The sequence below is a fragment of the Pseudomonas sp. B21-035 genome (assembly GCF_024748945.1).
Classification (GTDB): Bacteria; Pseudomonadota; Gammaproteobacteria; order Pseudomonadales; family Pseudomonadaceae; genus Aquipseudomonas.
In genome coordinates, this window is sequence record NZ_CP087179.1 from 2,384,629 (window position 1) to 2,396,244 (window position 11,616).

Annotated in this window: 18 protein-coding genes and 1 tRNA gene; 12 read left to right on the forward strand and 7 right to left on the reverse strand. The window is 61.5% G+C overall.

Going from position 1 to position 11,616, the window contains the following annotated elements; translation table 11 throughout:
* Window positions 1-204 precede the first annotated feature (204 nt).
* The 6 genes from LOY22_RS11040 (at window position 205) to LOY22_RS11065 (ending at window position 4,639) form a co-directional block, all read left to right on the forward strand.
* Window positions 205-1,056, forward strand: a complete 852-nt coding sequence (locus tag LOY22_RS11040) for a phage tail protein (protein WP_256326743.1) — start codon at window positions 205-207, stop codon at window positions 1,054-1,056.
* A 106-nt stretch (window positions 1,057-1,162) separates the two neighbouring features.
* Complete coding sequence (locus LOY22_RS11045) at window positions 1,163-1,591, forward strand: hypothetical protein (RefSeq protein ID WP_045196679.1); 429 nt, start codon at window positions 1,163-1,165, stop codon at window positions 1,589-1,591.
* 193 nt (window positions 1,592-1,784) lie between these two features.
* Complete coding sequence (locus LOY22_RS11050; RefSeq protein ID WP_093387579.1) at window positions 1,785-1,979, forward strand: hypothetical protein; 195 nt, start codon at window positions 1,785-1,787, stop codon at window positions 1,977-1,979.
* Between the two features lie 28 nt (window positions 1,980-2,007).
* Window positions 2,008-2,451, forward strand: a complete 444-nt coding sequence (locus LOY22_RS11055) for a GNAT family N-acetyltransferase (protein WP_213601599.1) — start codon at window positions 2,008-2,010, stop codon at window positions 2,449-2,451.
* A gap of 62 nt (window positions 2,452-2,513) precedes the next feature.
* Complete coding sequence (locus tag LOY22_RS11060; protein ID WP_093383999.1) at window positions 2,514-2,870, forward strand: I78 family peptidase inhibitor; 357 nt, start codon at window positions 2,514-2,516, stop codon at window positions 2,868-2,870.
* A gap of 182 nt (window positions 2,871-3,052) precedes the next feature.
* On the forward strand, window positions 3,053-4,639 hold the full coding sequence (locus LOY22_RS11065) for a sensor domain-containing diguanylate cyclase (RefSeq protein ID WP_213601597.1): 1,587 nt from the start codon (window positions 3,053-3,055) through the stop codon (window positions 4,637-4,639).
* A gap of 37 nt (window positions 4,640-4,676) precedes the next feature.
* Here LOY22_RS11065 and LOY22_RS11070 read toward each other — a convergent pair whose 3' ends face one another.
* Window positions 4,677-5,147, reverse strand: coding sequence for a hemerythrin domain-containing protein (locus LOY22_RS11070; protein ID WP_045196688.1), 471 nt, complete (start codon window positions 5,145-5,147; stop codon window positions 4,677-4,679).
* Window positions 5,148-5,302: 155 nt separating this feature from the next.
* On the opposite strand from LOY22_RS11070, the gene LOY22_RS11075 reads away from it, so the two are divergent.
* Window positions 5,303-5,590, forward strand: a complete 288-nt coding sequence (locus tag LOY22_RS11075) for a hypothetical protein (protein WP_093383989.1) — start codon at window positions 5,303-5,305, stop codon at window positions 5,588-5,590.
* Window positions 5,591-5,717: 127 nt separating this feature from the next.
* Window positions 5,718-6,050: a hypothetical protein gene (locus LOY22_RS11080; protein ID WP_045196693.1), complete on the forward strand. Its 333-nt coding sequence runs from the start codon at window positions 5,718-5,720 to the stop codon at window positions 6,048-6,050.
* On the opposite strand, the gene LOY22_RS11085 is transcribed toward LOY22_RS11080, so the two are convergent.
* Entirely contained in the window at window positions 6,014-6,679 is a 666-nt protein-coding gene (locus LOY22_RS11085) for an SOS response-associated peptidase family protein (protein ID WP_093383984.1), read from the reverse strand. The genes LOY22_RS11080 and LOY22_RS11085 overlap by 37 nt on opposite strands.
* Window positions 6,680-6,752: 73 nt before the next feature.
* Window positions 6,753-6,995, reverse strand: coding sequence for a hypothetical protein (locus tag LOY22_RS11090; protein ID WP_093383979.1), 243 nt, complete (start codon window positions 6,993-6,995; stop codon window positions 6,753-6,755).
* Between the two features lie 123 nt (window positions 6,996-7,118).
* Here LOY22_RS11090 and LOY22_RS11095 point away from each other — a divergent pair, with 123 nt between their 5' ends.
* Window positions 7,119-7,322 carry a hypothetical protein gene (locus LOY22_RS11095; protein ID WP_093383976.1) on the forward strand — a complete coding sequence of 68 codons (204 nt, stop codon included), beginning with the start codon at window positions 7,119-7,121 and terminating at the stop codon, window positions 7,320-7,322.
* Window positions 7,323-7,361: 39 nt separating this feature from the next.
* Here LOY22_RS11095 and LOY22_RS11100 read toward each other — a convergent pair whose 3' ends face one another.
* From LOY22_RS11100 to LOY22_RS11110, 3 genes are all read right to left on the reverse strand, one after another.
* Window positions 7,362-7,775 carry a DoxX family protein gene (locus LOY22_RS11100; protein WP_258597486.1) on the reverse strand — a complete coding sequence of 138 codons (414 nt, stop codon included), beginning with the start codon at window positions 7,773-7,775 and terminating at the stop codon, window positions 7,362-7,364.
* 145 nt (window positions 7,776-7,920) lie between these two features.
* Window positions 7,921-8,005 (reverse strand) — tRNA-Leu (locus LOY22_RS11105).
* A gap of 103 nt (window positions 8,006-8,108) precedes the next feature.
* Window positions 8,109-8,897 carry a sulfite exporter TauE/SafE family protein gene (locus tag LOY22_RS11110; protein WP_093383971.1) on the reverse strand — a complete coding sequence of 263 codons (789 nt, stop codon included), beginning with the start codon at window positions 8,895-8,897 and terminating at the stop codon, window positions 8,109-8,111.
* A 108-nt stretch (window positions 8,898-9,005) separates the two neighbouring features.
* Here LOY22_RS11110 and LOY22_RS11115 point away from each other — a divergent pair, with 108 nt between their 5' ends.
* Entirely contained in the window at window positions 9,006-9,767 is a 762-nt protein-coding gene (locus tag LOY22_RS11115; RefSeq protein WP_258597488.1) for a helix-turn-helix transcriptional regulator, read from the forward strand.
* On the opposite strand, the gene LOY22_RS11120 is transcribed toward LOY22_RS11115, so the two are convergent.
* A complete protein-coding gene (locus tag LOY22_RS11120; protein WP_045196707.1) occupies window positions 9,761-9,955 on the reverse strand; it encodes a hypothetical protein in 195 nt (64 codons plus the stop codon). The two genes, LOY22_RS11115 and LOY22_RS11120, sit on opposite strands and share 7 nt — an antisense overlap.
* Before the next feature lie 138 nt (window positions 9,956-10,093).
* Between LOY22_RS11120 and LOY22_RS11125 the strand changes: the two genes are divergently transcribed.
* Both LOY22_RS11125 and LOY22_RS11130 read left to right on the forward strand, forming a co-directional pair.
* Window positions 10,094-10,375 (forward strand): hypothetical protein, encoded by a 282-nt coding sequence (locus LOY22_RS11125; protein ID WP_258597489.1) that lies wholly within the window; start codon window positions 10,094-10,096, stop codon window positions 10,373-10,375.
* A gap of 80 nt (window positions 10,376-10,455) precedes the next feature.
* On the forward strand, window positions 10,456-11,616 hold the full coding sequence (locus tag LOY22_RS11130) for a nitrogen regulation protein NR(II) (protein ID WP_258597490.1): 1,161 nt from the start codon (window positions 10,456-10,458) through the stop codon (window positions 11,614-11,616).

Below are 11,616 nucleotides of genomic sequence, written 5' to 3' on the forward strand. Positions count from 1 at the left end.
GCGTAACGCGAGTGTCATTTTCTCCCTGGGACAACAGTGAGAACCGCGTAAGCGTGCCCAGGCTCGGCACGTATGATGAAAAATTTTCTTGTCAATAATGCTGTATGGATATACAGTATTTTCACGCAGCCGAATGTGCCCCGGGTGGGGCGAACCACGGCCGATGCGTATTCATTTTCCATGTCAGCTAACAAGGAATGTCAGATGACAATTATCTACACCGCTGCAAATTCTCTTCCTTTTGCCGCGTTGCCCACCACCAACGGTGTGGTCCAGTATTTTCGCGCCAGCATGACCAACCCTGCCGATGCCACCTATGCCCCTGACGGGCTGGCGGCAGCACCGATCTACGGCCTGGGCGGGCACCTGTTGCAGGGTGACGAGATCGTTGCTGGCGGCAACGTCACGCTGGTTTCGCACATTGGTCCTTTGCTCAACGGCGGCGCGTTGTGCTGGGTATTGCTCAGCTGTGACGGCGGCGCGCAACAGGTCGCCAACGCAACCCGTAGCCATCACGCGGTAACCCTGGGGCAGATCTCCATCGCTTCGGGGGCTGCGCCGGGTGATGTGAAATATTCTGCGGCCAATGCCGTTCCTGCCGGTTGGCTCAAGGCCGATGGCGCAGCGGTATCGCGTTGCACCTATGCGGCGCTCTTTGCCGCAATCGGCACGACCTACGGGGAGGGCGATGGCACCTCTACCTTCACGCTGCCTGACCTGCGCGGCGAGTTCATCCGCGGCTTTGACGGCGGCAGGGGGGTGGACGCCGGTCGCGTGTTCGGCTCGCGCCAGAAGGGCACCCTGCAGACCTACGACACCACCGAGTACAACAAGGCCAATGGCGTCTGGAGTGCCTGCACCTCACTGAAAACCGGTGCGGCTTCGCAAGTGGCAATGGGTGTCGACCCCTACGAGGTCAACGACTACGCAACCGTCACCATCGGCGGCGCCGATGCGGTCAACAACTTCCCGTTGCCTGGGGTGGGGCTGGACCGTGGCTACTCGGGTGTCACGCGCCCACGCAACATCGCAATGCTCGCACTTATCAAATACTGAATAGATTGCTCGGGTTGAGGCCTTGGCGCTGTTTCACGACGACGTAAAGGTACGCACAAATGTTTGCAGCTCAACCCGCTAGCGCATATTTCCATGGAGAAACATCATGAAGGGAAGTTTTACTCGTTTTGCACTGTTGTTCGGCCTTGCCACAGGCTCTGTTGGCGCGGCACACGCGGATAGCTCGCCTGCTGGCCTCTGGCGAGTGTCGACGTTCACCAGTCCAGGTGGGGCTGCTGCGACGGTCCAGACGGTCTGTCTCAAATCTGATCACACCTGGTACTCCACCAGTCAGCCGAACTGGAATGGCGGCTGGTTCCAGAATGAAAAACAGGTGCGCTGGTACGGCGGTATTCCGATCTCTCACATTGGCAATGTCGCGAGCATGGCAATGGGTAACCTGGACAGTGCTACCACCATGACGGGCAACTACGCCGAATGGACAGCGCCGGGTACCGCCCCTTTTACGTTCGACAGGCATTTCACATATTCGATGGTTTTTCTGCAAGCGGACTGTCCGCCAGCGAAGCAATAATCACCAGCTATTGACCCTATGGCAGTGGCCCAGCCCGAGGAATGGCGGGGCCCAACTGTAGGCGTCGCGTATGCCATTTTGACGACAAACGGTATTACGAAGCATTCTCAAGCCTACTGTTCTCCTGTAATCTCGCCGCCGCTCAGGTGGCGACCCGGTCGCACACCTGTTTACAGTGCACTTGGGGGCGGGGATGGAGACGAACAAAGGGATGGCGGCGATTGTGGAATGGCGAGCCCGCTTCCTGGGGGAAGGCAGGTTGCAGGAAGCTGAATACGACCGGGCGTTGATGGCCGCGCAACAGCTCGAACAGTCCGGCCGGGTCAGCCCGGGGGAGTGGGTGGCGATGGTGCGCCAGGCCAACGCGGCATTGCTGGGCCCACGCTGAGCAGCGCAAACATCAGGCAGGAGGCCCCATGGACACAATGCAGGATACGCCGCTGATTCGCCCGGCTACGTTTGAAGATGTGTGCACAATGCTCGCGTTCGATGCCTACGCCAGCAGCCACCCTGAGCGTCAGTGCTTCCTTGAAGAGTCCGTCGGCAAGCAGCAGTGTTGGGTGGCGTTGCGCGCGGGCGCGGTGATCGGCTACGTCGTACTTACCTATCACTTCTTCGACCACGGCTTTGTCAGCCTGGTGGTCGTGGCGCCAGGTCATCAACGCCAGGGTGTCGCCTCCCGACTCCTGGCCGCCGCCGAAGCCGCCTGTACTACGGCAAAGCTGTTTGTCTCGACCAATCAATCCAACCTGGCTTCGCGCCGGCTCATTCTCAAGGCCGGCTTCGTGCCCAGCGGTGTCATCGAGAACCTCGACGAGCACGATCCGGAACTGGTGTATTTCAAGCGCATTCGCGCTTGAATTGCGGTCAGGGAACTCGCGCTCGCCTGATCGGTCTGAGCTGACTTTCAAGGCGCTCTTTTATGGACAACAGTGCAGCACGCAGCGTGCTTGACGCACTCCCCACCCTTATCCTCGGGCTCGCCCTGGTGCTGGTCGGCTGGCTGGTGTTTCGCGTCGTTGTAGTCGAGCTCGCCGATACCCTCAACGACGATTCCAGTGCCTATACCAGCGACCTTCAGGAGTGCTCGTCAGAGCCGCTGCAGATCCTCTTTGGTCAGGAAGTGGGCAAGGAGGTACTGCTGGTCGCCAAGGTGCTTTCGGGGGTGAGTTCGGTGCGCGTGTTGTCGACGCCTGGGCGCGACCTGAGCTACGTTCCCGACCGCCTGAACCTTGAGGTCAACGAGCAGCAGCGGATCTACGGGGCATTCTGCGGCTAGTGCCGCAGTGCCGGGTCACCACGGTCATGCAAGCGGCCGATTTCCTCGAATGTTCATTCGCTTTTTTGCACAGCGGCGCTAGGTGCGCGGGCCTGGGTGGTCTATGTTAAACGGCAAGCATTAACAGTCGGTCTGGAGGTGGTTTATCACTGGGGTGGGAGTTTCATGGAGCAGGGACCTGTATGCACCCATCCGATGACCTGAACGGGCAAGAAGCCGCCGAGTCGTTCTCGCCACGTGAAGGGCGTTCAGCGCCGCTGTTCCGTTTGATCCTGAGCTTCATGCTGGTGGTCGTGCTGCTGTTCGTCGCCATCGAGGGCTGGCGGATCTGGCGCGACTACCGGCACGCTTTCGCCAGCGCCCATGATTCGGTCACCAACCTTGCCAGCGCCACCGCCCAGCATGCCGAAGACGCGATCCGCCAGGTCGATGTGGTTACCGCGATGCTCGGTGAGCGGCTTGAAGGTGACGGTTTTACCCGAATGAACATCCCGCGGCTGCACCGGCTGCTCAAGCAGCAAGCCTTGTTGATGCCACAGTTGCACGGGTTGTTCGTGTATGGCGCGGACGGGCGCTGGATCGTCACCGACAAGAGCGATACACCGACCAATGCCAATAACGCCGATCGCGATTATTTCGACTATCACCGCACCCATACCGACCGCGGCGTCTACATCGGCGCGGTGGTCAAAAGCCGCTCGACCGGTGATCTGATCATTCCTATTTCCAGACGCCTGAACAACCCCGACGGCTCGTTCTTCGGCGTGCTGCTGGGGACTGTCAGGGTTGATTACTTCGTCGAGTTCTATGGCGCGTTCAAGATCGATGACCGTGGCGCCTTGGTACTGGCCAAGCGCGACGGCACCATCCTGGTTCGCCGGCCGTTTGTCGAGCGGGTAATCGGCGGCAGCCTGGCCGATAGCGAGATCTTCCAGGACTACCTGCCGCAGGCCCCCGAAGGCGTCGTCGAAACCACGGCCGTAGTCGATGGCACTCAACGCCTATATGCCTACAAGGCCCTGGACGCCTACCCGCTGGTGGTGGAGGCCGGGCTGTCGAGGGCATCGATCATTGACCCTTGGCGAGAGGACCTGATCAAGACCGCCGTCGTGCTGCTGTTGCTGCTGGTTGGGTTGGGCGGCTTTGGCGCGTTGGTGCTGCGCCAATTGCGCGAGCGCATGGTGATGGAGGCCGCGCTGCGCCGTGCGCATCAAACAGTCCGCGACCTGGCCTTGAGCGACAGCCTCACGGGGCTGGGTAATCGACGCCGCCTTGATACGGCCCTGGCAGAAGAAATTCGCCGCGCCAAGCGCCAACGCTACCCGTTGGCGTTGGTAATGATGGACCTGGATTACTTCAAGCGCTTCAACGACAACTATGGCCATCCTGCCGGTGACGATTGCCTGCGTGCGGTGGGCGCGGCAATACAAAGCAGCCTCAAGCGACCGGGTGATCTGGCCGTGCGCTACGGCGGCGAGGAGTTCACCCTGCTGCTGCCCAACACCGATGCTGCCGGGGCCAGCAGGATTGTCGAAGACATTCTCGAGGCCATCCGCTCGCTGGCGATCGAGCATGTGCAAAGCCCGGCGGGGCGGGTCACGGCAAGTGCCGGGATTGCCCTGGGTTACCCGGTCAAGGAACCGGTAGCTGCCGACACCCTGATGGGCGCCGCCGACTCGGCGCTATACCAGGCCAAGGATAAAGGCCGCAATGGCTGGTGCCTGATCGATGGTTTGAGTGAGCGGCCAGCACCGTTAGCCCACGACTGATCACTGCAGCCTGGTGACTAACCCACCAACATAAACCTCACGCCGCCTGCTTGGCCATGTCCTTGCGGTATTGGGCTTTCATCATTTCCATCTGCTCGCCCATGGCCTCGAGCACGTCCTTGCCAAGCAGCTTCTTGGCTTGCGGGAACATCTCGGTTTCTTCTTCCTCGATGTGGTGCTCGAGCAACTCCTTGAGCACTTTCACCCGCCCGGAAAACTCGGGTGTACCCGGGTCGGTGACTTTCAGGTCGGGCAGCACCAACGAGTCGACGGTGCGGTGTTCTTCCTTGGCCTCGTGGTACATGATCACCTGTTCCTTGGCCCCGGCTTTCTTGTAGGCAGGGTAGAGGATCTCCTCTTCAAGCCGGGTATGCACGGCTACTTCCATCTCCAGTTTGGCCAGCAGTTCCGAACGTTTTTTAATCCCGCGCTCGGTGGACTCGCTCAGTTGCGTTAAAAGGGCCTTGACGGTCTTGTGGTCAGCTTTAAGCAGGTCGATGGCATTCATGGTGGATCCTCGGCAAAGCGGATGGTTGAAAAGGGGCCTTGCGTTAGTAGTGACTCGGCCCGGCGCCAGGGATTCAACCGGATTGCCCAACTGCTCATTAACCGCGGTTTCGCCAACGGGTATGATGCTCGGCTTATCTCAACCACGGACTGATTATGGACGACCCTTTCTTGCCACAGCGCTTTTTTGCCGGGGCGGCGATTGTTGTCGCGCTAATTGGCGGCGCTATTTTCGTGTTCTTGCTGGCCAACCCCGGCGGCCAGTTCCCCGGCCTTAGTAGTGCGCTGGCAGTGTTTACCCTGGGCGTCACCAACGGCCTGTGCCTGGCGCTGGTCGGCACTTACTGGTATCTCGCCGGCAAGCCTGCAGGGGCCGGTACGCTGTTGATTTTGCAGGCGGTAGGGCTGCTTGCGTTTGGCGCCTGGTATGTCTCGCTGACGTGAAGCTTGCGCCGGATGCTTTATAGCCACTGGCGCTATTGCACCCTGTTTAACAGCCAATTGAGTTCTTCTGTTTCATACTTTTTTTATATATCTTTCGTGTGCTGCCGACTCACCAAGGAAAATAATAATGAGGTACAGAGGCGCGCACTACTGGGCTTGGGCAGACTGCCAACTGCACAGCCAGGAGCATGAAGAATCGCTGGAGTCCGGAATTACCCTTGATGTCAAGGCGCGGCTTTCGCGCAGTGGTTGTACGCAGTTGTTTCTCGGGGTTTATACCAGTGCCGGCTTACCGGTCGTCGAGGAGTATCACGACCGTCTCGATGAAGTTACGCTGACCCGGGCCATGGTCTGGGGGGTAAAACGCTGTCGGGCGATTGCCGCCGAAGTCATCGAGCTTCACGAACTGCCTTCCATGAATGCTTACGCCGGGTTGCGATCGATCAACTCGGCGCCCTGATTGCGCACATTGCCGACCGCCGCGCTGACCGGGTACCACTCGAACCGCGCCGCCGGCTCGCCCAGGTTCAAGGCCATCTGCTCGGCGTGCTCGCCTGCGGTGGCCGGGTCCAGCCATTGCCGGGCGACAGCCGGCGCCAGCACGATCGGCCGGCGGTCATGCACGTCGAGCAAGCCACCTTCACTGTCTGCGGTGAGGATCACGAACCCCGCATGCTCGCCACTGAACTGGCCGATGGCCGCGCACAGGGCAGGGCGGCCATCGCTGCGGCGAATCAAGTAAGGCTGTTTTTTCGCTGCGCCTTGGTCAACCCATTCGAACCAGTTGTCGATCGGCACGATGGCCCGGTGTGGCCAGATGGCGCGAAAGAATGCGCCGTGGGCGACTTTCTCCACGCGCGCATTGATCGGCGCTGCGCGGTCCCTGGCCCAGTGCGGGCGCCAGCCCCAGGGCAACAAGTCGGCCTGGAGGGTACCGGCCTGCAGGTGCAACAGCGCCACGCGGGTGCTCGGCGCCACATTGTAGTGACCCAGTGCCTGATCGCCGACGTTGTTGACCAGGGCGCCTGGCATGCTCAGGGCGTCGACGAAGTCGTGAATGCCACGGTATTGAGAAAGCCTGCCGCACATGGCGCGTTGCTCCGTGAGGGGCCTATCGCTGGAGGATAGACGCAATCGCCGGGCACGCTTGCGGCGCCGACGCTCAGCTCAACCACCAGGCCGCCAGCGACAGCAGCAGGGCCAGCAAGGTGCCCAGCCAGGCACTGGCCTCAAATTTCGAACGTTGCACGCTGGCGCGCACCTCGCGCAGGTACTGCGCCTTGGTAGGGGCCCGTTCGCGGTAGCGCAGGTTTTCGGCCAGGTCATGCAGCCGGGCCTCGATGACCGAGCCGACCACGAAGAATGTTGCGCCATAGCTGGCGATGACTATCAGCAGGTACTTCACTGTCGCTCCTTGGCAATACGCTTCCCTTTTCAGCACGGGTTGTCAGCACGGGCTGATATTGACGACGTGGCGAGCTCGGCTTATACAGGCGCCCCCACGTTCCCGATGCTACAGGACCCCGAGATGAACGACGACGATCTGGACATTCACGAGCCCGAACATGATCACCTGCTTGACCATGAGTTTGCCGAGGACGAGTACGAGCCGCAGGACGAGGTCAATCCGCTGTTCGATCCGCAGGATGACGATGACGAGGATGCCCGCGATTGTGCAGGCGATGACGAAGGATTCTGGGACGAGGGCGTCGACACCCTTGACGACCTCTAGGCACCAGCGCAGCCGCCGGCACCTGGAAGCAGGGCGTGTTTAGCGGCCGTCCAGCGAGAAGCGTCCGGCGCCGGTGACCGAGAGCAACAGCAAGCCACCGACAATGCTCATGTTCTTGAAGAACTGCACGGTGTTGGCTGCTTTGGCCGGCTCGACCATGGTCCAGAACGGATGGCCGATCAGTGCCGTGCCGATCACGAACAGGGCAAACAGGAACGCCAGCGGGCGGGTGTAGAAACCGAGGATGAGGATGATGGCGACGAAGAACTCCATGATCACCGCCACCGCGGCTGCCACTGTAGGCGCTGGCGCGCCGAGCGATGCCAGGTAGCCGACCGTGCCCTCGAAGCCGGTGAGCTTGCTCCAGCCGGACATGACGAAGAGGATCATCAGCAGAGTCCGCGCCAGCAGGATGATAACGTCGCGCTGGTTGTCGAAGAGGGTGTAGCGCATGGCGGCCTTCCTTTGTTGTTGGGCAATTTTACCTTAGCAGTTGCCGGAAGGTTTTGCGGCCCGGCGTGCACAAAAAAGGCATAAGGGCAGCCCTGGGTAAATCTCAGGCAGCAAAAAGGCGCCCTAAGGCGCCTTTTCCAGAAGATGGTGCGAGTGGCGGGACTCGAACCCGCAAGGCTCACGCCGGCAGATTTTAAGTCTGCTGTGTATACCAATTCCACCACACTCGCACTGGCTCGAGGGAAATGCATTTGATCCCTCAATCAAGCGAGCTTTATAACCCATCGTTATATTCGAGTCAACCGCGTGCAAGGCTCTGGACGGCGCCCCAGGCTAACTCCAGAGCATGCTCAGCAGCACCAGGGCGAGTAGCCCGAGATAGACCTGCGCATGCTTGCGATCGTCGATTCTGCCGATCCAGCGCGCCGCCAGCCGGGTGCCGAGCCAGGCGCCGAAGGCCAGCAGGGCAAACGCCGACAGATCGACATAACCGACAAACCGCGCTCCGAAATCGCTACTGGCGGTGATCAGGTAGGTCGCCGTCGCCGCCAGCGCTACCGGCAAGGTCAGCGGGCTGGCCATGGCGGTGGCCTGGGTCATGCCCAGCCCGCGGCGGCGCAGCAACGGCACGCTCATGACGCTGCCGCCCACCCCCAGCACGCTGGCAATGCCGCCGATCAGCACACCGCAAGTGACGGTTCTCACGGGCCCGAGCGGGCGCGCTGAAGCCTGGCCGTGGACAAAGCCTTCGCGCAGCAGGCAGTCGAGCAGGGTAAATGCCAGGTAGAGGATGAACGCCCAGCGCAGCCATTCACTGGCCAGGGCGCCCACCAGGGCGGCGCCGATCACCGCGCCGAGGGCGATGTACGCTGCCAATGGCCACAGGAATTCACGGTTGAGGTTGCCAGCACGCCAATGCTTGAGGGTGGCCAGTGCGGCGCTGACAATCATCACGCAGGTGGAGGTAGCCACGGCAATCTGCATGGCCGAGCCGGTGGTGGCCGGGTTCATGCGCAGCAGGTGATACAACAGCGGCACGACGACGAAGCCGCCGCCAAAGCCGAACAGCACCGTGGTGATGCCGCTCAGGCAACCGAACAGGGCCAGGAGTACAAGAAGCATGGAAGGTCGTCCTTTTGCGGGTCAGGAGCGACAGGTTAACCAGCAGTGATTTGGCCGGCTTGAGCAAAGCGGTCAATAATGATCGCCAATCGGCCACGGACTTGCCCCATGTACAATGTCTCGATCAATCTGCTCGATGCTACGCCCCGCGCCGTGGTTGCCATTGGCACTGATTATCCCGACGGCTTCCTGCTGGCGCGCCATCGCCATCGTCGCGCGCAACTGCTCTATGGTGCCACCGGAGTGATGCAGGTGCGCACGCCGGCCGGCGACTGGGTCGTGCCGCCGCAACGGGCGGTGTGGATTGCCCCGGGGGTGGAGCATGAGGTGCTGATGCTCGGCGTCAGTACCCGCAGCCTGTACATCGAAGCCGATGCGCTGATGTTGACGGGCGAGTGCCAGGTGCTGGAGGTTTCAACGCTGATGCGCCAGTTGTTGCTGGCGGCGGTGGAGATGGACCTGGAGTACGACCAGCAGGGCAGGGACGGGGCGCTGGTCAACCTGCTGCTGCATGAGCTGAGGGCCGCGGCCAGCTTGCCGTTCCACATACCGCTGCCGCGTGACCCGGCGCTGCTCATGCGTTGCCAGGCTTTTTTGCGCACGCCTGATGTGCACCAGTCACCCGCGCATTGGGCGGGTGAACTGCATGTCAGCCTGCGCACTTTCGGGCGCTGGTTTCGCGCCGAAACCGGGATGAGCTTCAGCCAGTGGCGCCAGCGTGCCTGTGTGCTGCTGGCCCTGGCGCGGCTGGCCCAGGGCGAAGCGATCACGCGAATTGCCCTGGACCTTGGCTACGACAGCCCGGCGGCGTTTTCCAGCATGTTCCGCCGCACCCTCGGGCAGACGCCGCGCAGCCTGCGCGATCAGTAGTGGATGCTATCGGCGACGCCGCGCAAGTCATCCACCGAAGTCTTCAGGCCGGCAATCCTGCCCAGCACTTCAACGGCATCGGCCTGGTGGACGGAGTGCTGCAGGTACAACACATGCCCGCGCAGGTCGCGTGAGACCCGCTCAAGATCGGCGGCGGTCGCTTGCAAATCGTCGTGTATGGCTTTCATTCGTAAGTCTGCGGCCACGCGTCGTTCCCTCGAGGTAGGTGGCAGGTCTTAAGTGCGGGGCGACTATAGAGCAATTGACTCCTTGCTGTCATTGCGCCACTGTGGGTTTCATGTTGGATCCAATAGAGGCAAGGGAACGTGGCCAAGCACGCCGCAGCTGAAACCGTCACCGGCAAACCGCGCGTCAAATGGTACTGGCGCGTGCTGTTCGCCAAGGTCTGGCTGGCTGCCGCGTTTTTGTTCCTGAGCCTGCTGGGGGTGGGGGTATTGCTGCTGATGACCAGCGCCGACAGCAGCCTTGATGCCAGCCAGCGCTGGCTGGCGCTGACTGCCGGTATCGGTGTACTGGCGACCTGTACCTACCTGGGCCAGCTGGCGTTGCCGCGTCGGCGGTTGGCAGTGGCGCAAGATTCCGACTAAGTTTTAGACCAGCGCAGGGAATCGCTTGCAGCGTATGCTGTCATATCCAGACAAGCCATTTACGGCTTCGTGGGGCAGCCATGGTCTCATCCGACTCCGATCTTCATGTGATGCACGCCAGTCGCTTCGAGCAACTGGTGCAAACCGTGGTTGACTACGCCATCTACATGCTCGACCTCGAAGGCCATGTGGTGTCCTGGAACGCAGGCGCCCAGCGGATCAAGGGCTACCGCGCCGAAGAAGTCATCGGCAAGCATTTCTCGATGTTCTTCACCCCCGAAGATTGTGCCGATGGCAAGCCGGCCCGACTGCTTGAACGGGCTTTGAGCACCGGTGGCGCCCAGGATGAAGGCTGGCGCCAGCGCAAGGATGGCACGCTGTTCTGGGCGCTGGTGGCGCTGGATGTGATCAAGTCGCCGGACGGCGAGGTGGTCGGGCTGGCGAAGATCACCCGCGACATCACCGACCGCCGTGACGCGGCGCTGCAACTCGATGAGGTCCGAGCCCAGCTGTTCCAGTCGCAAAAGCTCGAAGCCCTCGGCCAGCTGACCGGGGGCATGGCCCACGACTTCAACAACCTTTTGACCATCATCATCGGCTCGGCGCGACTGGCCCTCAACAGCCGCGACCCGCAGCGCACCCGGCGCTTGCTCGAACACATCCTTGACGCTGGCGAGCGTGGCAGCCAGATGACCCAGCAGCTGCTCAGTTTCGCCCGCCACAAGGCGCTGAAGTTCGGCCGCATCAAGGTACCGGATCTGGTCGAGTCGACACGCCTGCTGCTTGGCCAGACCTTGCCTGTCTCGGTGGAGTTGCAGGTGCTGCTGGCCGACGAACTGTGGGATGTCGAAGTCGACGCCGGGCAGTTGCAGATGGTCTTGCTCAACCTGATCTTCAATGCCCGCGATGCCATCGACGGCGAGGGGACGATCACCATGCAGGCGCGCAACTGCGAGCTGCAGGGGCGTCCCGACGGCTTGCTCGGGCGCTTTGTCTGCATCAGTGTCAGCGACACCGGGCGGGGTATCGACAGCAAGATACTGCCGCGCATCTTCGAGCCTTTTTTCACCACCAAGAGTTTTGGCAAGGGCACCGGCCTGGGCCTGAGCCAGGTCTATGGTTTTGCCAAGCAGAGCAACGGCACGGTCAGCGTCAGCAGTGAAGCGGGCAAGGGCACCTGCATGAGTGTCTACCTGCCGGTCTACACCGCCAACCCCGGCCCTGAACGCGGAGGTGCATAG

Coding starts and splice junctions, on each gene's coding strand:
- LOY22_RS11045 (WP_045196679.1), top strand. CDS start 1,163: ATGAAGGGAAGTTTTACTCGTTTTGCACTGTTGTTCGGCCTTGCCACA.
- LOY22_RS11060 (WP_093383999.1), top strand. CDS start 2,514: ATGGACAACAGTGCAGCACGCAGCGTGCTTGACGCACTCCCCACCCTT.
- LOY22_RS11085 (WP_093383984.1), bottom strand. CDS start 6,679: ATGTGCGGCAGGCTTTCTCAATACCGTGGCATTCACGACTTCGTCGAC.
- LOY22_RS11040 (WP_256326743.1), top strand. CDS start 205: ATGACAATTATCTACACCGCTGCAAATTCTCTTCCTTTTGCCGCGTTG.
- LOY22_RS11130 (WP_258597490.1), top strand. CDS start 10,456: ATGGTCTCATCCGACTCCGATCTTCATGTGATGCACGCCAGTCGCTTC.
- LOY22_RS11095 (WP_093383976.1), top strand. CDS start 7,119: ATGAACGACGACGATCTGGACATTCACGAGCCCGAACATGATCACCTG.
- LOY22_RS11100 (WP_258597486.1), bottom strand. CDS start 7,775: ATGCGCTACACCCTCTTCGACAACCAGCGCGACGTTATCATCCTGCTG.
- LOY22_RS11120 (WP_045196707.1), bottom strand. CDS start 9,955: ATGAAAGCCATACACGACGATTTGCAAGCGACCGCCGCCGATCTTGAG.
- LOY22_RS11110 (WP_093383971.1), bottom strand. CDS start 8,897: ATGCTTCTTGTACTCCTGGCCCTGTTCGGTTGCCTGAGCGGCATCACC.
- LOY22_RS11070 (WP_045196688.1), bottom strand. CDS start 5,147: ATGAATGCCATCGACCTGCTTAAAGCTGACCACAAGACCGTCAAGGCC.
- LOY22_RS11065 (WP_213601597.1), top strand. CDS start 3,053: ATGCACCCATCCGATGACCTGAACGGGCAAGAAGCCGCCGAGTCGTTC.
- LOY22_RS11050 (WP_093387579.1), top strand. CDS start 1,785: ATGGAGACGAACAAAGGGATGGCGGCGATTGTGGAATGGCGAGCCCGC.
- LOY22_RS11075 (WP_093383989.1), top strand. CDS start 5,303: ATGGACGACCCTTTCTTGCCACAGCGCTTTTTTGCCGGGGCGGCGATT.
- LOY22_RS11080 (WP_045196693.1), top strand. CDS start 5,718: ATGAGGTACAGAGGCGCGCACTACTGGGCTTGGGCAGACTGCCAACTG.
- LOY22_RS11055 (WP_213601599.1), top strand. CDS start 2,008: ATGGACACAATGCAGGATACGCCGCTGATTCGCCCGGCTACGTTTGAA.
- LOY22_RS11115 (WP_258597488.1), top strand. CDS start 9,006: ATGTACAATGTCTCGATCAATCTGCTCGATGCTACGCCCCGCGCCGTG.